Origin of the sequence: Gordonia sp. 852002-51296_SCH5728562-b (assembly GCF_001665475.1) — a bacterium.
GTDB classification, from domain to species: domain Bacteria; phylum Actinomycetota; class Actinomycetes; order Mycobacteriales; family Mycobacteriaceae; genus Gordonia; species Gordonia sputi.
In genome coordinates this window covers 116462-134211 of sequence record NZ_LZMI01000079.1, presented here as the reverse complement: position 1 = coordinate 134211, position 17750 = coordinate 116462, and the positions used below count along the sequence as shown (strand labels likewise).

The following is a 17750-nucleotide window of genomic DNA, read 5'->3' as shown; positions in this document are numbered from 1 at the left end:
GTGTCTTTGCTCGTGTTGTTTCTCGGGGAGAGGTCGGTTTGTGGGGGAAAGTTCTCTTCCCCTACTTTCTGCGCGGGCAGGGACTCTGCGCGGCCGCGGGCAGGGGGCCCGAGGCCCGGGGTGCTCAGGCCCCAGGCCCCGACCGCCCGCCCCGCCCCTAGCGCGCCATCGAGAGCACTTCGGACCACTTGACGCGGCTGCCCGTGCGCAGGATCGAGCGCTGGTAGATGCGCGCGGCGAACCAGGTCGCGGCGGCGCAGGCCAGGATCATCAGGATCAACGTGACGACGATCTGCATGGCGTTGGTGTCGCCGGTGGCGATCCGGATCGGCATCAGCACGGCCGAGAACGGCGGAATCCAGGTCAGCACTTCGATGAACGTGGACTGCAGCGACTGCACTCCGAAGATCCCGGCGTACATCACGGCCATCGACAGCACGGTGAGCGGCATGATCGTCGAGCCAAGTTCTTCCTGGCGCGAAACCAGTGCTCCCGCAGCGGCATACAGCGTTGCGAAGAACAGGTATCCGAGTAGGAACCACACCAGCACCGCGAGGAACATCCAGATGGCGGTACCGGCGATCGTCAACATCCCGGTGGCGATCCCCGCGATCAGAGCGGTCAGCCCGAGTATCACCACCTGCCCGAGCGCAACGGCACCGATCCCCAGGATCTTTCCCCACATCAGGTGTAGCGGCTTGACCGTCGCCAACAGCAGTTCGACGATCCGCGACGTCTTCTCCTCGACAACACCGACCGCAATCATGTTGCCGCCCAGCATGATTGCTGTGATGAGCAGAATCGCACCGACGAGTGCGATCACGATCCGCTGCGCCTTGTCAGGCTTGTCCGGGGTGGTCTGAACAGTGGTGACCGTCGGGGTCGGCAGCGACGCCGCGTCGACACCGCGGGCCGCAAGGCCTTGGGCCAACTCGTGCTGCTGGATCGACCCGCGCAGCACTCCCGACAGCGAGTCCGACAACCCCGTCTTGCTGACGATCGCATACGACTCACCGGAACCCCGCACCACCGCGGCATCGAGATCACCGGATTCGACGCTGCTGCGCGCCTGCGACAACGCATCCGGACCAGAAGCGATTGATACGACGGTGATCGGCGTGCCGCTGGCCTCGCCCACCTGGCCGATCGTCGTCGACAGGGAACTGTCGCCTGCGACGCCGACACGCTCCGGGTCGGTCCCGCCGCCGGAGATCGCCTTCCAGACAATCAGCCCGACGACGATCACGAGCATCAACACGACGGTGCTGATGATGAAGGATCGCGTCTTGGCGCGCGTGGCGATTTCGCGTTGTGCCACAAGTCGAATCGATTGCAGCGCACTCGCGCCGGTGGACGTTGTATTGCCAGTGGAATTGTGGGAGGTCATGCCGTCACCACCTCTCGGAAGAGTTCGGTCAGGTCGGGTGTTGTCCGCGCGAAGCGGTGTACCGGTCCGTGCGTCAACGCGCGATTAAGGACAGCCTGGTCGTCGAGCGTCGTCGGGTCGACGCGCAGCCGAGCACCGCCCGGCTGGTATTCGGCCTCCAGCACTCCCGGGCAGTCCTCTGCCCAGCGGGTCGTCGAATCAGGACCGTCGACCTCGAGGATCACGCCTGCACGTGTGCGGAGATCGTCGACGGCGCCGAGCGCACGCATTCTGCCCTTGACGACGATGCCGACGCGATCACACAGTCGCTGCACCAGATCGAGCTGATGCGACGAGAAGATCACCGGAATGCCTTCGGCTGCTTTCTCTTTCAGGACGTCGCTCATCACGTCGACGGCCACCGGGTCGAGGCCCGAGAACGGTTCGTCGAGGACGAGTACGTCCGGATCGTGGACCAGCGCCGCGGCGAGCTGTACGCGTTGCTGGTTGCCGAGCGAGAGGTCGGCGACGTTGTCGTCGTAGCGTTCGTCGACGCCGAGTCGCTGCGTCCAGCGTCGTGCACTCTCGGTGGCCTGGTCGGCACTCATTCCGTGAAGACGCGCGAGGAACACCAGCTGCTCGCCGACCTTCATCTTGGGATAGAGCCCACGCTCCTCCGGCATGTACCCGATTCGACGCCGCGTGCTGAGGTCGATGGGTGCGTCACCGAGCGTCACCCGACCCGAATCCGGTTCGAGCACACCGAGAATGATGCGCATCGTCGTCGACTTGCCTGCGCCGTTACTGCCGACGAAGCCGAAGATCTCTCCGGGTGCGACGGTGAATGTCATGTCATCAAGGGCGACGACGTCGCCATACCGTTTGGATAGTCCGTCAACGGTGAGGGATTCAGGCATGATCTTCCTCCTCGTAGGTTGCGAAATCTTCGGGGTCGGCGTCGTCGCTCCACCACGCGGTCAGCATGGTTGGCACGAGGGCGCCGGTCAGCACGAGGCTGATGAGCAAAATGGCGGTGCCGTAGACCAGCTGGCCGTGTACCTGCTCTCGGGTGCCCAGGACGATCAGGATGATGTACGGGATGAACATCAGCGAGAAGAGGGCGATGAATCCCACTGATCGGGCCGAGTTACGTTGCGCGAGTTGGATTTCGTCGAGCGCGGTGACCGGGGTTTCGGCGATGGAGCCGGTCACGATCCGCAGCAGATACTGCACGACGAACGCGCCGACGATGGCAATGATGAACGGGATGAAGAACGCGTAGGTGAAGAATGCCACCACCGCGCTGGCCAAGAGCACGACCAGCACCACGATCTCCGCAAGGACGATCCGTCGCGCGGCTCGACGATTGCGCCAGCTCATCAGCTTGCCTGCATGACGTTGGTTGAAGCGAACATGGCGTTGACCACGCCACTCGTCGTAGCGACGCCACAGCTCGGGCGTCGCTTCGGCCGGGATGGCCGAGTTGGGATCCCTCATTGTGCTTCCTCCGTGGTGGACGACGGTTGCGGTGAGTGTGTTTCGTCGACGCGGATGGCGCGTCGGGGGTAGAGCTCGGCCGACATCGCCGAGAACTCGGTGCGACTGAACACCGCTTCCACGGGGAGGTCGAAGACGTCGCAGATGCGAAATGCGAGGTCGAGGCTCGGGTAGTTGTCGCCGCGCTCGAGCGCGCCGACGGATTGGACGTTGATGCCGACGAGTGCTGCCAGATCGGCACGCGACATCCTCCGCTCGGCGCGTAGAACTCCGATGCGGTTGTAGATGGGGAGCTTTTCTCCCCGCCGTACTGGACTCACACTACATAGTGTTGGGAAAACACAACAACTTGTCAAGGCTGGGCGTCAAGAATCTCCACAACGTTCCGCGCTGCCTCGCGACCCGCGCGGTTGGCGCCGATCGTCGACGCTGACGGTCCATAGCCGAGTAACTGGATGCGCGGGTCGTCGGCGACGGTGGTCGCGAGGCGTCCGGTCATGACGATTCCGCCGCCGGGTCCGCGCAGGTGAAGCGGTGACAGATGATCGAGCGCGCTTCGGAATCCGGTGTTCCAGAAGATGACGTCGACGTCGAGCTGCTCGCCCGCAGCCACCACGCTGCCGCCGGCAGCCCCGTTCCCGCCGGCCACGCCCGTGCAGTCCCAGCACACGCCGGTATCGGTGATGCGGGTGAACATCGGTCGCCAGTTGTCGAGGAGTCCGTCGCGCTGCGCGGCTTCGATGGCGGGCGTCAGGGCAAGTCCGGTCACCGACACCACCGACGTCGGCGGCAGTCCCGCGCGAACCCGACGTTCGAGGCGTGCAACGGCTTCGCGACCGAGTTCGGGTGAGAAGGGATTCGAATCGAAGCGCGGCTCGGTGCGCGAACACCAGAATGTCTGGACGCCGGGAGCGCGTCGAGCGATCTCGATCAGTAGCTGAACTGCCGAGATGCCCGAGCCGACGACCAGTACGCGCTGACCGGCGAACTCCTCGGGGCCGGTGTAGTCGTGCGTATGCAGTTGCCTGCCGCGAAAGTCTGCTGCTCCGGGAATGTGGGGGATAAACGGCCTCTCCCACGTTCCGGTGGCGTTGATGAGTGTGCGCGCGGCGACCTCTCGTCCGCGGAGTCGACCACCGAGCGTCACCCGGAAACCTTCGCCGTCGCGTTCGACGGAACGTACGTCGACGGGTCGACGCACCCGTAGCCCGAACATGCTCTCGTACTTCGCGAAATACTCGGGAACCACCGACGACGCCGGGAACTCGCCGCGGTCGATGCCACGGCTTCGGCAAGTCCGTAGCCGGGCAGGTCGTGCACACGGTTAGTGCCCGACAACGTGAGCGTCGGCCATCGGAACTGCCATGCACCGCCGGGACGCGGGGCATGGTCGAGCAACTGGTAGCGGTCACCGAGGCCGAAGCGCTGCAGAAAGTACGCCGCCGACAGTCCCGCCTGTCCGCCACCGATGACGAGGACATCACTGAACGCGTCGGGGTCTTGTGCGACGGATTCGTGCACATCGGGGATTGTGGACTCGGAGGACAGCGACGGACTCGACACCTCTCCAGTGTGCCCGCCGGAATATGGCAGGGCTGGGTAGTCTCTCCTGCATGATCCACTCGCATGCAGAAGGTTCGGTGACGACGATCGAGCTCGATCGCCAGGACAAGCGCAACGCACTCAACGAGGACATGGTCGACGGTCTCGCGAAGGCTTTCGCCGACGCCGTCGACGCGGGCAGCAGGGCCATCGTGATCACCGGCCGCGGCAGCGTGTTCAGCGCAGGCGCCGACCTGTCCGGCCCCGTCTACGACCCCGCGTTCCTCGAGAAGCTCATCGCCACGCTGCGCGAGATCGAGTCGGTGCCCGTGCCCGTGATCGCTGCACTCAACGGTTCGGCACTCGGCGCGGGACTGCAATTGGCAATGGCGGCCGACCTTCGGGTGATGGCTCCCGACGCACTCGCGGGTATACCGGCAGCGAAACTCGGTGTTGCCGTTGACGAGTGGACAATTCGACGCCTCGTCTCGCTTGTGGGCGCCGGTCAGGCGCGCGGCATGTTGATCGGCTGCGATCCGTTGTCGGCCGACCGCGCGCACGCGCTCGGCTTCGCCAATCGCATCGGCGACCTCACCGACGCCCAGCACTGGGCGGCGACCATCGCCGATCTCGCACCCTTGACTCTGCAGCACTACAAGTTGGTACTCAACGGCGACGGCGCGCGCGACGACGCCCCCGCCGACCGTCAGGCCGCGATGCGTCGCGCGTGGGAAAGCGAAGACCTGCTCGAGGGGCGCGCCGCCCGCTCCGAGAAGAGAAAGCCGGAGTTCACGGGAAAGTAGATCGGACAACACTTTTCATTGTCGACGGTGCGTCTGCGGGCGCATCGTCGAACAGTTGTGGCCGTGATGTCTAGTTTTCCTGTGTGAAACATTCCGAGTAACTCGCCGAAACATGGCGTCCGTACGTTTGGCCGGTCTGTAACTCGGATCACTCAGGAGGGCCGATGGCCAGCGATAAGCATCACGAACACGTCGGCGAGGTGGCCGACGAGGTCGGCGAGATCGAGAACGCCGAACACAGCATCATCGCAACGGGTGCGCAGGCTGCGGCCATGCGAGAAACCCTGGAGGACTACACACTTCGGTTCGCGCCGCGCAGCTACCGTAAGTGGGGACCGGGCGTCGTCGCCATCTCGGCTCTCGGTGGTATCGCCTACCTCGCCGACTTCGCCATCGGCGCCAATATCGGCATCGCCAATGGCACCGGAAATGCCTTGTGGGGCATCCTCTTCTTCGCCGTCGTCATCGTGATCACCGGCTACCCGCTTGCGTTCTACGCCGCCCGGTACAACATCGACCTCGACCTCATCACGCGCGGAAGCGGTTTCGGCTACTACGGCTCGGTGCTGACCAACGTCATCTTCGCGTCGTTCACCTTCATCTTCTTCGCCCTCGAGGGTTCGATCATGGCGCAGGGCCTCAAACTCGGCCTGCACATACCGCTGTGGCTCGGCTATCTTCTCTCGTCGCTGTTGGTCATCCCGTTGGTCATCTACGGCATGAACACACTCGCCAAACTGCAGGTGTGGACCACGCCGCTGTGGCTGGTCATGATGGTGCTGCCATTCATCTACCTGGTGATCAAGCATCCGTCGGCCATCGGTGACTTCTTCGCGTTCAGTGGTATCGACGGCGACGGCAACCCGGCAGGGAAGGGCGTCAGCTTCGCGGGAACCATGCTCGCGGCCGGTGTCTGCTTGTCCCTGATCGCACAGATCGCCGAGCAGGTCGACTACCTGCGCTTCATGCCGCCCCGCACCCCCGACAACAAGCGAAAGTGGTGGGCCGCAACGCTTATCGCCGGCCCGGGGTGGGTGTTCTTCGGTGCCATCAAGCAGATCGTCGGCCTGTTCCTCGCTGTGTACCTGATCGGAATCAGCGTCGACAACGCGGGCATCGCGAACCAGCCCGTCCATCAGTTCGTCGAGATCTACCAGGACTTCCTGCCGCACTGGCTGGCTCTGACCCTCGCCGTGATCCTCGTGGTGATCAGCCAGGTGAAGATCAACGTCACCAACGCCTACTCGGGTTCGCTGGCCTGGACCAACGCTTTCACGCGCGTCACCAAGACCTACCCCGGACGCCTGGTGTTCCTGTTCTTCAATGTGGCGATCGCGATCGTGCTGATGGAAGCCAACATGTTCAGCTTCCTCAACAACCTGCTGAACTTCTACGCGAACTGCGGTATCGCGTGGATCGCCGTCGTCGCGTCGGACATCGTGATCAACAAGTACATCCTGGGTATCTCGCCGAAGCAGCCGGAGTTCCGTCGCGGCATGATCCACAGCGTCAACCCGGTCGGATTCGGCTCACTCCTGATTTCGGCGGGAGCGTCGATCCTGGTGTACTTCCACGTCTTTGGCGATGCCATTCAGCCGTACTCGCCGCTGGTGGCACTTGTGCTCGCCATCGTCCTGCCGCCCATCTTCGCGATCGCCACCAAGGGCAAGTACTACCTGCGTCGCGTCGACGACGGCATCGACATCCCGATGTACGACGAGCACGGCAACCCCACCGACGAGAAGTTGCTGTGCTGCGTCACCAACATCGAGTTCGAGCGACCCGACATGATCGCTTCGGCGGTGCCCGGTCCGAACGGCGAGAAGCAGTACATCAGCTCGCTCGCGCTCTCGTGCGACAAGACCGGTGAGCACGTCCTGCCCGCTCAGGACGTGATGTCGATGACCTCCGACATCCCCGCTGCGACAACCGAAGAGGCGACGGCTACACCGAGCTCGTCCTCGGAGGCGTCGAAGAAGGACGCATAGCGCCACGGGCAAGAATTGACGACGTCGGGTTCGCTCAGGTCGGGTTCGCTTCAGAGATGGAGCGGACCCGACGTCGTGTGTAATGGGGCAGCCGAGGCGGCGTGTCGATCCGCGATCAGCTGCGCGGCAATCGACACGGCGACCTCGGCGGGCGTATGTCCCCCGAGGTCTAGTCCGAGTGGCGAGCGCAGGCGACTCAATTGCGCTGCGGTGACGCCGGATTCGACGAGACGCTCGTTGCGATCGGCTACCGTCCGCCGGGAGCCGAGTGCTCCGACGAACCCAGCGGCGGAATCGGTCAGAGCCAGGCGAAGCGTCGGGACGTCGAACTTGGGGTCGTGCGTCATCACGCAGATCGAGGTGGTGGCATCGACTGCGCCGGAACGTATCTCGGACTCGAGGTAGCGATGCGGCCAGTCGACGATCACCTCATCGGCGTCGGGGAATCGAGCGCGTGTGGCGAAGACCGGGCGCGCGTCGACGACGGTCACCCGATAGCCGAGTGAGCGCCCGATGCTGCTCGTGGCACGCACGAAGTCGTTGGCGCCCACCAGGATCAGCCGTGCGTTAGGGGCAAAGGTCTGTACGAACGTGCGCGGACGGTCGCCGCCCGACTCCGCGGGCTCGTCGCAGTCGTCGACGCCGATGATGCCGCTACGTCCCGACGTAAGGAGATCGGCGACGTCGCGGCCGAGCCGACGCCACGGTTCGCGTGTCGACGTCGTGATGTACCACTCGGGGGAGTCGCTCAGCGTGGTTGCCCAGGCGACTCGACGGTCCGCCGCGAGATGTCCGGCGAGGTCGTCCAACGCGCGTCGATGACCGGAGTCGATGCGCTCGACGAAGACCTCCAGAGATCCACCGCAGGTCAGGCCGACTTCGATGCCATCTGGATCGGCAATACCGAAATGCTCGACGACCGCACAAGCGTCGTCGAGCACGGTCATGCAGGTGTGGACGAGCGCTGATTCGACGCAGCCACCCGAGACCGACCCGATGACCTCGCCGTCGGCCGTGACAGCCATCGCAGCGCCGACACCGCGCGGGGTCGGGCCACTCGTGCCGATGATGCGAGCGATGGCGACCGGCCCACGGCTGAGACGATCGATCACCACCGGCAACACATCACGCATTGATCCAGTGTCGGTGCCGCGGCGCGGTTGCGCCACTCGGCGTCACCGTCTCAGCGTGGCGCCACGTGCGTCATGACGTCACGGACCAGAGACTCCGTGATGGCACCGAGCGCGCTGTCGTCGGCTGTCGAGAGGTAGACCAGGGTGATCGCGATGATGTTCGCGATGAACACCGGAGCAATACGCGCAACCGGTGTGAGCCATTTGATCTGCGCCTCGTCGCCCGCTGCCGCCAACCCTTGTGCGGCAAGGCCATAGAGGTGCTCGTACATCTGCTTGCCCGCAGGTTGCAGTTCGGGATGATTGTGCGCGTAGATGCCGAGTGAGATGGTCGCCTGGAGCCGCCCGGGGTCGGCTTTGAGCATCATGTAGAACGCGTCGAGTTGCTCGAACATCTTGGTACGCATCGCCTCGACGCCGACCGCCGACGATCCGCCCACCGGCAGCAGCGATTCGAGCATCAGCGAAACGTCCTCGGGCACAGCCTTTTCCATCACTGCCCAGAGCAGCGCGGTGCGACTTTCGAACGCGTAGTGGAAACTTGCCAGTGGCATCCCGGCATGCGCGCAGATGCGTCGCGTCGTTGCGCCTTCGACGCCGTGATCGGCGATCACACGATATGCGGATTCGACGAGCGCTGTGCGCCTGTCGTCGACGGACATCCGAGCCAACGGACCGCTCACTCCCCAGTTGAAACGGATAGGTGACGGAAGCCTATCAGGGTCGATATCGGTCAGTGAACAATTGTGCGCTGAAGTGGTCTTCACGCGCGTCCGATTGATCCGGGGCCGAAGGCGATAGTCTGGCGGAATGGTCGCAAGGAGTTCTCGCCGGACACCGAATTCCCTACGAGGCAGGGATCCCCGCTCATGATCAGTCGTCTCGCCGACGTCGGGGTACGGGTGGCCGATTCGGCGACCGGCGCATTGTCGGCAGCTGGACTGCCCGCGGCCCGCGCGCTGGGCGCCGACCGCGACGCGATCCGACCGTACGTCGAGTCGTCGGAGTATCTCGTCGACGGCGCCTTCGTCAATCCCGAACCGTCGTCATTCGGTGTGGCAGCCGATCTCCAGGTCGCCCTCGACATGGCTCGTGGCCCCGGCAAGCCGAGCCGACCGGTCCTCGTCACCGTGCCCCGATTCGACGACGAACCGGGCAAACTCACCGTCACCTGGCTCGGGCACGCGTCGGCACTCGTCGAACTCGACGGCACCCGCATCCTCACCGATCCGGTGTTCAGCGAACGGTGTTCCCCCTGGCAGCAGGTGGGACCGGCCCGTCTGCATCCGGCGCCCGTCACGGTTGCCGACCTCCCGCAGATCGACGTCGTATTGCTCAGTCACGATCACTACGACCACCTCGACATGGACACCGTTGTCGCCGTGGCCGACTCATCGCCAGACGCGGTGTTCGTCGCACCTGTCGGTGTCGCAGCGCACCTCGTGAGCTGGGGAATCCCCGGTGACCGCATCCGGCAGGCCGACGTCTGGCAGAGAGTCTCGGTCACCTGCGGAGCAACCACACTCGAGTTCTTCTGCGGGCCGGCTAGGCATTTCTCCGGGCGCGGACTCACCCGCAACCTCACCCAGTGGGCGAGCTGGGCCGTCGTGGGACCCGAGCACCGGTTCTTCTTCTCCGGAGACACGGGCTACAGCGAGCGGTTCGAAGAACTCGGCGCACGGCACGGACCGTTCGACCTGACGCTCATCGCCGTCGGCGCTTACGACGCGTCGTGGCCGGACGTACACGTCGACCCGGAGGAAGCCGTCGCGATCCATCGGATGGTGTCGGGCGAATCGGGCTCCGACTCCGTGTTCCTACCCATCCACTGGGGAACGTTCAGTCTCGCGCGACACTCGTGGGCCGATCCCATCACGCGCCTGCTGCCCGCGGCCGAGCGACACAACACGTCCGTCGTCGTGCCGCAGCCCGGCGGCACCATCGACATCACCGCGCGGACCGGGACCGGACTGCGCATACCCACATGGTGGGAGACCTCGGCGTGAGCGAGCAGAGCACAGCGGCCCCCGAGCGGGGCCTGACCGCCGATGAGGTCGCCCAGCGCGTCGCCGACGGCAAGGTCAACGACATGCCCGACCGCTCGGGGCGCTCGGTCGGCGACATCATCAAGGCCAACGTCTTCACCCGGATCAACGCCATCCTCGGGGTGCTGTTCGCGATCGTCGTCTTCACCGGCTCACTCATCAACGGACTGTTCGGTCTGCTGATCATCGCCAACGGCGGCATCGGCATCATCCAGGAGGTCCGCGCCAAGAAGACCCTCGACAAACTCGCCATCGTCGGACAGGCCAAACCGCGGGTGCGACGCGACGGCGAGGTCACCGAGATCCCACCGAACGAGGTGGTGCTCGACGACATCATCGAGATCGGTGCGGGCGATCAGATCGTGGTCGACGGCGAGATCGTCGAGTCATATGTCCTCGACGTCGACGAGTCGCTGCTGACCGGTGAGGCCGATCCCATCGACAAATCCGTCGGCGACAAGGTGCTGTCCGGCAGCTTCGCGGTGTCCGGGGCAGGTGCCTACCGTGCGACGAAGGTGGGCGCCGACGCGTATGCCGCGAAGTTGGCGTCCGAGGCGTCGAAGTTCACGCTCGTGTCGTCGGAATTGCGGTCGGGCATCAATCAGATCCTGCGGGTCATCACCTGGCTGCTGATTCCCGCGGGGCTGCTGACCATCGTCAACCAGTTGTTCATCAGCAACAACGGTCTGCGTGCATCGCTGCTCGGTATGGTCGCCGCACTCGTGCCGATGGTTCCCGAAGGCCTCGTGTTGATGATGTCGATCGCGTTCGCGGTCGGGGTCATCCGTCTCGGACAGCGGCAGTGTCTTGTCAACGAACTGCCCGCGATCGAAGGACTGGCCCGCGTCAACATCGTGTGTGCCGACAAGACCGGAACACTCACCGAGAACGGCATGCGCGTCTCGGAGCTGCGGATCATCGGCGACGACGGGAAGGTCGAGGACAGCGGCGGGGGAGCAGCGTCGTCGGATCGTCGCACGGAGGCCGAGCAGGCACTCGCCGCGCTGGCCAAGAACGATCGCAGTCCCAACGCGAGCATGCAGGCCATCGGCGAGGTCTACGACGACGCGCCCGACTGGACGACATCAGCCGTCGAACCGTTCACCTCTGCCAAGAAGTGGAGCGGCATGTCGTTCGTCGACGCCGACGGCAACGACGCGGGCAACTGGGTCCTCGGAGCCCCCGACGTGCTGCTCGACGACGACTCCGAACCGGCGCGCGTCGCAAGCGATCTGGGTGCACAGGGCCTACGCATCCTGCTCCTGGCGCGACTCGACGTCGCCGTCGACACCGAACCCGACGCGGGAGCTGCGACGCCCGGGCGCCTGACTCCGGTCGCACTCGTCGTGCTCGAGCAGCGGGTACGTTCCGACGCTCGTCCCACGCTCGACTACTTCGAGCAGCAGGACGTTGCCGTCAAGATCATCTCCGGCGACAACGCCCGATCGGTGGGCGCGGTCGCGGAGTCGCTCGGCCTCGGCTCACCCGACACCTCCGTCGACGCGCGCGAGCTGCCGACCGAACCGAACCAGCTCGCGCACGCCGTCGAAGAAGGTGTGACGTTCGGGCGAGTGCGGCCCGACCAGAAGCGGGCGATGGTGCGCGCGTTGCAGTCCGACGGCAACAACGTCGCGATGACCGGCGACGGCGTCAACGACGTGCTCGCCCTCAAGGACGCAGACATCGGCGTCGCGATGGGATCGGGGAGTTCCGCCGCTCGATCGGTGGCCCAGATCGTGTTGTTGGACAACAAGTTCGCGACGCTGCCCTATGTCGTCGGTGAGGGTCGTCGGGTCATCGGCAACATCGAGCGTGTCTCCAACCTGTTCCTCACCAAGACCGTCTACGCGGTGCTGTTGGCGCTGTTCGTGGGTATCGCGGGACTCGGCGCGAAGCTGTTCGGCACGCCGTCGATCAGCTACCCGTTCCAGCCGATCCACGTGACGATTGCGGCGTGGTTCACCATCGGGATTCCGGCGTTCATCCTGTCGCTCGCACCCAACAACGAGCGGGCCCGTCCCGGATTCGTGCGGCGCGTGCTGACTCAGGCGGTGCCGAACGGAATCATCGTCGGACTCTGCGCATTCGTCACCTATCTGATCGTCAATCCGGGCGGGTCGGGTAACTCGCTCGGCGGTGATTCGGTGGAACTGTCGCCGCACCAGACACAGGCTGCGACAGCAACGCTGATCACGTTGATCGCCATCGCGGTGTACGTCCTGGCCGTTGTCGCGCGGCCGTACACGTGGTGGAAGGTGCTGTTGATCGCGGTGTCCGCCGGCGCATACGTGCTGATCTTCTCGTGGCCGTTCACCCAGCACATGTTCAAACTCGACTCGTCGAACTGGCAGATGAACTCGGTTGCATTTATTTCAGCGGCCGTCGGCATCGTGGCCGTCGAGATCATGTCGCGGATCGGGCCGCGCATCATCGCTCGTCACGAGCGTGAACGTGACGACGCCGAGCAGACGGCCTTGCGAGCGGCGAAGACGCAGTCGGCTCAGTCCTGATTTCTGGTCCATTGGTCCGTGGTTCCGGCCCTCCGATGGACATAGACTCAACTGCACGCGACGCGGCTCCCGCGGCGTCGACGTAGACCCAATCATCGAGTGCGACCAGGAGCAGACCATGGATCTCAAAGGACTCGTCGACAAGGCGAAGGAAGCACTCCGGGGCAACCCGAGTCTGATCGACAAGGGTGGCGACGCCATCGACAAGGCGACCGGCGGCAAGTACGCCGACCAGGTCGACAAGGCTCAGGACGCCGCACGCAAGGCTGTTGGCGCGGAAGACGCGCCCGCCGAGCAGAAGCCGGCCGAACAGAAGCCTGCTGAGCAAAAGCCCGCCGGGGATCAGCAGCCTCCGGCCAACGGCTGAGCGAGTTGGAACCGAGTTGCGGTTGCTGTGGGCTGCGGAATCCGCGCCTCGCGGCAACCGCAACTGTTGTCTAGTCGGCCCGCGGGTGGCGACGGTACGCCGACACCGTCGGATCGTCGGTGATCCAGTAGCGCCACGCGACGTCGGCGTTGCGTCGAACCCCAACGCGCGGCCCAGAGCTGATCGGTACAGAACTGATCGGTACAGGGTTGTGCGGTACAGGGTTGGCGGTCTGGCCGTCGACCTCATCCGGCGTGACGAATCGGACCCCGCGCGAGCGTGGTGCGTCGAGGTCGACGCCGAGATCGTCCATCGTGATCCCGAGCGCTTTGGCCAGATTCCCGGGTCCGCGAGCCAGTCGCGCCGGGGCGATGTGTTCCCCGCGCCTGCGAAGCGCAACGTCGAGGCCGTCGACCACCTCGCCCGCACGCAGCAGCACCGCCGACGCCTCGCCGTCGGGTCCGGTGACGACGTTGGCGCAGAAGTGACCGTGGATGCGGTACACATACAGCCTCGACGGCGGTCCGTACATGATCTCCGAACGGGGCGTCCGCGTGTACGCGTGCGAGGCCGGATCGAGCGGGCCGGCGTACGCCTCGACCTCGGTGATCCGAATGGTCACACCGTGCCCGCGCAGAAATCGGCCCAGCATCGAACGTGCGGCGGTGGTAACGCTAGGCTGACGAACCATGGCTAAGACGAGCAGCTCCATCGAGGTCGATCTTTCCCCGGAAGATACCTGGTCAGCAGCGTCGGATCTGAGTCGGTACTCGGAGTGGCTGCTTCTGCACGACGGTTGGCGTTCACCGATACCCGGTCCCGGCGAACTCGCAAAGGGTACGAAGGTCGCGTCCGTCGTCAAGGTCAAAGGCACGCGCATCCGGTTCGACTGGGTCGTCGAGACGTACGACCCGACCAGCCAGGTTCGTCTCAAGGGCAACGGCAAGGGTGGGATCAAGGCGAAACTGGATCTCGCCATATCGCCCACGGAGACCGGCTCGTCAGTAGTCTTCACTGTTGATCTGGGTGGTCTACCGCTGATCGGGCCCGCAGGGAAGGCAGCCGCGATGGCTGTCTCGGGCGACCTGACCAAGTCGCTGGACACCTTCCGCGAGGTCTTTGCGTAGAGCTCTCGAAGTCGACCGCAGACATACTTCTCGGCGCGCGCAGCGCCGATGACACCAGGGGGACGCACGACGATGGGGCGGCACTATTCCGACTCCGATTCCGACGGTCAGGGATTCGAGAGCCAGGAGTCCGACGGTCGGGGTTCCGACAGTCAGGGGTTCGGCGGTCAGGGATTCGGCGGCGACCGGGATGATCGGCGTCGCGAACCAGGCGCACCCGATCGTGGCACCGGCGGTTTCCCGGACAATCCGACCCGCGCCGGTGCGCGACCAACGCCGCCGCGACAGACACCGCCTCCGCGCCAATCGCCGGCTCCGCGCCAATCGCCGGCTCCGCGACAGACACCGCCTCCGCAGGGGCCCCGACAACAAGTTCCGGGCCGCCAGGCTCCTCGTCCCCAAGTTCCTGGATCCCAAGCTTCTGCATCCCAGCCTCCTGGATCCCAGGCCCCTCGGCCTCAGACGTCGCGACTGCAGGGCCAGACTCCACAGGGCCAGACTTCACAAGGCAAGACGCCCCCGCCCGCGCCTCAGCGCCGACAGGCCGCGTCCCCGACAACCCAGCCCGCCTCGGGTCGCCAAGCGGCGCAGCCCGACTCGGGTCGCCAAGCGGCGCAGCCCGACTCGGGTCGCCAAGCGGCGCAGCCTGACTCGGGTCGCCAAGCGGCGCAGCCCGCTTCGGGTCGCCAAGCGGCGCAGCCTGACTCGGGTCGCCAAGCGGCGGCGGCCGGCCTGGCGGCGTCGAGCGGTCAAGCCACGCCGCGTGGCAGCCGATCAACGCGCAAGGGTGGCTCGGGCGACGGGTTCGGATTCGAGCATCGTGAGGCGCGCAGCGGTCGTCGAGGGCTATGGCTGTGGAGTGCGGCCGCGCTGCTTCTCGTCGTCGCGATCGTCGGTGGCATAGCGATCTGGAAGTCCGGAATCGTCGGAGGCTGTGGCGACCGCACATCGGTCAGCATCGCGGCCGACCCGGCAATCCGAGATGCGGTCGCCGACGCCACGTCGAAGATGTCGTCGGATTCCTGCTACGACTACACCGTCACCGCGGTGGCGGGCGCCGACGTCCCCGGCCTCCTGACCAGCGGTGACAAGGCGCCAGACCTGTGGGTACCCGACTCGACGCAGCAGGCGAGGCGGGTGACGACGCAGGTGCGTCGCCAACTCGACACCGTCTCACCGTCGATCGCCGCCACACCCGTCGTGGTGGCGGGTACGCAGGTCGGAAAGCTGTCGAATTGGGTCGACGTGATGAAGCTCGACGGCCTGCGAGCGGGCAACCCGATCGACACCAGCACCGGCGACGCGCCGATCGTCGGAGCACTCGCCGAGGTCGACGCGGGCAAGCTCACCAACGACGACCTCATCGAAGCGATGACTGTGCTTGCGGTCCAACAGAACAACGCCCGCCTGGTCAACGACAACGAGGGCACCCGGCTCAATCTGGCCAACACGTCGACGACGCCGGTGGTCACCACTGAGCAGCAACTCACCCTGTTCACGCGAACGCATCCCGGTTCGAAGCTCAAGTCGTCGATCCCCGAGGACGGCACCGTAATGCTCGACTATCCGCTCATCAACACCGCACCGGAGTCGCGGGCGGAGACTGCGACAGCGGCGGCCAAAGAACTCGCCGATGCGCTCACCGCCGGCGACGGCGCTTCGTCGGTCACCGACGCCGGATTCCGAAAGCCCGGTGACAACAAGGGTTTGACGGTGCTGCAACTCAAGGACCCGTCACAGGTCGACAAGGCTCTGCGCCAGTGGCAGGTGCTCGGCGTCCCGATCCGCACACTCGTCGTCGAGGACACGTCGGGGTCCATGGCCGAGAAGGACGGCGGCGAGACGCGTGCGCAGCTGACGATCGACGCGTCACTGACAGGACTGAAACTGTTCCCCAACAACACCGAGATCGGCGGGTGGGCGTTCGGCGTCGACAAGGGCGGACCGGGACAGGACTGGAAAGAACTCTCGCCGATTCGTCGGCTCGACGCTCAGGCATCGGGCGGTGGCACGCACCGCGACGAACTGAGTGCAGCGGTGAAGGCAGGGCTGGCGCCGTCGGAGCTCGGTGGTGGTACCGGGCTTTACGACACGACGCTGGCGGCGTTCAAGAAGGTTCAGGACAGCTATGACCCGAACTACTCCAACAGCGTCATCATCCTCACCGATGGGCAGAACGAGGACCCGAACAGCATCAGCCTCCAGCAGTTGCTGTCGCGGCTCAAGCAGCTCGAGGATCCCGCGCGGCCAGTGCTTGTGCTCACCATCGGAATCTCCGAGGACGCCGACACCGACGCCCTGAAGCAGATTGCCGAGGCGACCGGCGGCTCGTCGTACGTGGCCAAAACCGCCGGCGACATCCAGACGGTGTTCGTCGACGCGATCCGCGCCCGGGTGCAGGCGGCCGGCCGCTGACGTCCGTCAGTTCGGCAACACCGACTGATCGTGGGCGACGTCGTGGAGGACGTCCAGCGCTCGTTCGACGATCGGGGCGTCGGCGGTGACGAGTCGGGCCGCCGCAAGATCGACGGGGTCGGCGTCGGGCGTCATCGGTAGGTAGCGGACGCCTGCGATTCCCAGAGCGGCGGTCGGCTCGGGCACGACGGCGACGCCGAGGCCCGCTGCCACAAGCGTGACGAGCGTCGAGGTCTCCTGTACCTCGTGTCGGATCTGCGGGACGAACCCAGCGGCGGCACACAGTGCGGCCAGTTGGGTGTGCATCACCGAACGTCCCTGTCCCGCATGGGAGATGAAATCGTCGTCGTGTAGATCGGCGAGCGCCACGTGCTGCTGGTGTGCCTGTGTGTGACTGTCGGGAAGCGCCACCAGCAACCGGTCGCGCCGTACCGGGGTGACAGTGACCTCGGGTGCGGTGATCGGTGGACGCAGCAGGGCGAGGTCGATGTCGCCCGCCAGCAGCGCCGCGATCTGTGCGGGCGCGAGCATCTCGCCGCGCACACTGACGTCGACGTCGGGGAGCTCTTCGCGAAGCGCCCGGACGAAGCGGGGGAGCAGCGAATAGGTCGCCGATCCGACGCACCCGATGGCAAGGCGACCCTGTGTGCCCTCGGCGATTCGTCGGGCGTGCGTTCCCGCATGGTCGACGGCGTCGAGGATGGCGACAGTCCGTTCGAGATATGCCTGCCCGGCAGGCGTGAGTTCCACGGTGCGGGTGGTGCGGATGAGGAGCGGGAAGCCCAGCTCGTTCTCGAGCTGACGGATCTGTTGAGACAGCGGCGGCTGCGCGATGTGCAGTCGCTCGGCGGCGCGCCCGAAGTGCAGCTCCTCCGCGACCGCGCGGAAGTAGCGAAGGTGGCGCAGCTCCATCGGGGCTCCCCTCAGTATGGATATCTCTGACGTTATTAATATTCC

15 protein-coding genes and 1 pseudogene are annotated in these 17750 nt (G+C 65.4%); 7 read left to right on the top strand and 9 right to left on the bottom strand.

Annotated elements, in window-relative coordinates:
• Positions 1-157: 157 nt before the first annotated feature.
• The 5 genes and pseudogenes from A5766_RS14755 to A5766_RS14735 form a co-directional block, all read right to left on the bottom strand.
• On the bottom strand, positions 158-1387 hold the full coding sequence (locus tag A5766_RS14755; RefSeq protein WP_064905180.1) for an ABC transporter permease: 1230 nt from the start codon (positions 1385-1387) through the stop codon (positions 158-160).
• Positions 1384-2283: an ABC transporter ATP-binding protein gene (locus tag A5766_RS14750; protein WP_064905178.1), complete on the bottom strand. Its 900-nt coding sequence runs from the start codon at positions 2281-2283 to the stop codon at positions 1384-1386. Before A5766_RS14750 ends, A5766_RS14755 begins: the two co-directional genes overlap by 4 nt.
• Positions 2276-2863: a hypothetical protein gene (locus tag A5766_RS14745; protein WP_064905176.1), complete on the bottom strand. Its 588-nt coding sequence runs from the start codon at positions 2861-2863 to the stop codon at positions 2276-2278. The genes A5766_RS14750 and A5766_RS14745 overlap by 8 nt, the downstream gene beginning before the upstream one ends.
• The gene (locus tag A5766_RS14740; RefSeq protein ID WP_064905174.1) at positions 2860-3183 is read right to left on the bottom strand and encodes a helix-turn-helix transcriptional regulator; all 324 of its coding nucleotides are present in this window, start codon (positions 3181-3183) and stop codon (positions 2860-2862) included. Before A5766_RS14740 ends, A5766_RS14745 begins: the two co-directional genes overlap by 4 nt.
• A 32-nt stretch (positions 3184-3215) precedes the next feature.
• Positions 3216-4384 (bottom strand): annotated as a pseudogene (locus tag A5766_RS14735) (NAD(P)-binding domain-containing protein).
• Positions 4385-4476: 92 nt separating this feature from the next.
• Here A5766_RS14735 and A5766_RS14730 point away from each other — a divergent pair.
• Both A5766_RS14730 and A5766_RS14725 read left to right on the top strand, forming a co-directional pair.
• Positions 4477-5208, top strand: a complete 732-nt coding sequence (locus A5766_RS14730) for an enoyl-CoA hydratase (RefSeq protein WP_064905198.1) — start codon at positions 4477-4479, stop codon at positions 5206-5208.
• A gap of 164 nt (positions 5209-5372) precedes the next feature.
• Positions 5373-7196 (top strand): purine-cytosine permease family protein, encoded by a 1824-nt coding sequence (locus tag A5766_RS14725; protein ID WP_064905172.1) that lies wholly within the window; start codon positions 5373-5375, stop codon positions 7194-7196.
• Between the two features lie 50 nt (positions 7197-7246).
• On the opposite strand, the gene A5766_RS14720 is transcribed toward A5766_RS14725, so the two are convergent.
• Together A5766_RS14720 and A5766_RS14715 are read right to left on the bottom strand one after the other, a co-directional pair.
• Positions 7247-8329, bottom strand: coding sequence for an XdhC family protein (locus tag A5766_RS14720; RefSeq protein WP_064905170.1), 1083 nt, complete (start codon positions 8327-8329; stop codon positions 7247-7249).
• 50 nt (positions 8330-8379) lie between these two features.
• A complete protein-coding gene (locus tag A5766_RS14715; RefSeq protein WP_039857044.1) occupies positions 8380-8991 on the bottom strand; it encodes a TetR/AcrR family transcriptional regulator in 612 nt (203 codons plus the stop codon).
• 207 nt (positions 8992-9198) lie between these two features.
• Here A5766_RS14715 and A5766_RS14710 point away from each other — a divergent pair, with 207 nt between their 5' ends.
• The 3 genes from A5766_RS14710 (at position 9199) to A5766_RS14700 (ending at position 13251) form a co-directional block, all read left to right on the top strand.
• Entirely contained in the window at positions 9199-10335 is a 1137-nt protein-coding gene (locus tag A5766_RS14710) for an MBL fold metallo-hydrolase (RefSeq protein WP_064905169.1), read from the top strand.
• Positions 10314-12884 (top strand): HAD-IC family P-type ATPase, encoded by a 2571-nt coding sequence (locus A5766_RS14705; RefSeq protein ID WP_210734387.1) that lies wholly within the window; start codon positions 10314-10316, stop codon positions 12882-12884. The genes A5766_RS14710 and A5766_RS14705 overlap by 22 nt, the downstream gene beginning before the upstream one ends.
• A gap of 118 nt (positions 12885-13002) precedes the next feature.
• Complete coding sequence (locus tag A5766_RS14700; protein ID WP_005209317.1) at positions 13003-13251, top strand: antitoxin; 249 nt, start codon at positions 13003-13005, stop codon at positions 13249-13251.
• Between the two features lie 70 nt (positions 13252-13321).
• On the opposite strand, the gene A5766_RS14695 is transcribed toward A5766_RS14700, so the two are convergent.
• Positions 13322-13963: a DNA-3-methyladenine glycosylase gene (locus A5766_RS14695; RefSeq protein ID WP_005209319.1), complete on the bottom strand. Its 642-nt coding sequence runs from the start codon at positions 13961-13963 to the stop codon at positions 13322-13324.
• Here A5766_RS14695 and A5766_RS14690 point away from each other — a divergent pair.
• Both A5766_RS14690 and A5766_RS14685 read left to right on the top strand, forming a co-directional pair.
• The gene (locus tag A5766_RS14690) at positions 13941-14378 is read left to right on the top strand and encodes a type II toxin-antitoxin system Rv0910 family toxin (RefSeq protein ID WP_005209321.1); all 438 of its coding nucleotides are present in this window, start codon (positions 13941-13943) and stop codon (positions 14376-14378) included. The two genes, A5766_RS14695 and A5766_RS14690, sit on opposite strands and share 23 nt — an antisense overlap.
• A gap of 732 nt (positions 14379-15110) precedes the next feature.
• Positions 15111-16793, top strand: coding sequence for a VWA domain-containing protein (locus A5766_RS14685; RefSeq protein WP_082965529.1), 1683 nt, complete (start codon positions 15111-15113; stop codon positions 16791-16793).
• 6 nt (positions 16794-16799) lie between these two features.
• Here the strand turns inward: A5766_RS14685 and A5766_RS14680 are convergent, their stop codons facing one another.
• A complete protein-coding gene (locus A5766_RS14680; RefSeq protein ID WP_064862748.1) occupies positions 16800-17705 on the bottom strand; it encodes a LysR substrate-binding domain-containing protein in 906 nt (301 codons plus the stop codon).
• Between the last annotated feature and the right edge of the window lie 45 nt (positions 17706-17750).

What these genes read in the sequence shown, in the direction of transcription:
- A5766_RS14720 (WP_064905170.1), bottom strand. Translation starts at nt 8,329, where the DNA reads ATGCGTGATGTGTTGCCGGTGGTGATCGATCGTCTCAGCCGTGGGCCG.
- A5766_RS14705 (WP_210734387.1), top strand. Translation starts at nt 10,314, where the DNA reads ATGGTGGGAGACCTCGGCGTGAGCGAGCAGAGCACAGCGGCCCCCGAG.
- A5766_RS14700 (WP_005209317.1), top strand. Translation starts at nt 13,003, where the DNA reads ATGGATCTCAAAGGACTCGTCGACAAGGCGAAGGAAGCACTCCGGGGC.
- A5766_RS14750 (WP_064905178.1), bottom strand. Translation starts at nt 2,283, where the DNA reads ATGCCTGAATCCCTCACCGTTGACGGACTATCCAAACGGTATGGCGAC.
- A5766_RS14755 (WP_064905180.1), bottom strand. Translation starts at nt 1,387, where the DNA reads ATGACCTCCCACAATTCCACTGGCAATACAACGTCCACCGGCGCGAGT.
- A5766_RS14745 (WP_064905176.1), bottom strand. Translation starts at nt 2,863, where the DNA reads ATGAGGGATCCCAACTCGGCCATCCCGGCCGAAGCGACGCCCGAGCTG.
- A5766_RS14730 (WP_064905198.1), top strand. Translation starts at nt 4,477, where the DNA reads ATGATCCACTCGCATGCAGAAGGTTCGGTGACGACGATCGAGCTCGAT.
- A5766_RS14725 (WP_064905172.1), top strand. Translation starts at nt 5,373, where the DNA reads ATGGCCAGCGATAAGCATCACGAACACGTCGGCGAGGTGGCCGACGAG.
- A5766_RS14690 (WP_005209321.1), top strand. Translation starts at nt 13,941, where the DNA reads ATGGCTAAGACGAGCAGCTCCATCGAGGTCGATCTTTCCCCGGAAGAT.
- A5766_RS14715 (WP_039857044.1), bottom strand. Translation starts at nt 8,991, where the DNA reads ATGTCCGTCGACGACAGGCGCACAGCGCTCGTCGAATCCGCATATCGT.
- A5766_RS14695 (WP_005209319.1), bottom strand. Translation starts at nt 13,963, where the DNA reads ATGGAGCTGCTCGTCTTAGCCATGGTTCGTCAGCCTAGCGTTACCACC.
- A5766_RS14710 (WP_064905169.1), top strand. Translation starts at nt 9,199, where the DNA reads ATGATCAGTCGTCTCGCCGACGTCGGGGTACGGGTGGCCGATTCGGCG.
- A5766_RS14680 (WP_064862748.1), bottom strand. Translation starts at nt 17,705, where the DNA reads ATGGAGCTGCGCCACCTTCGCTACTTCCGCGCGGTCGCGGAGGAGCTG.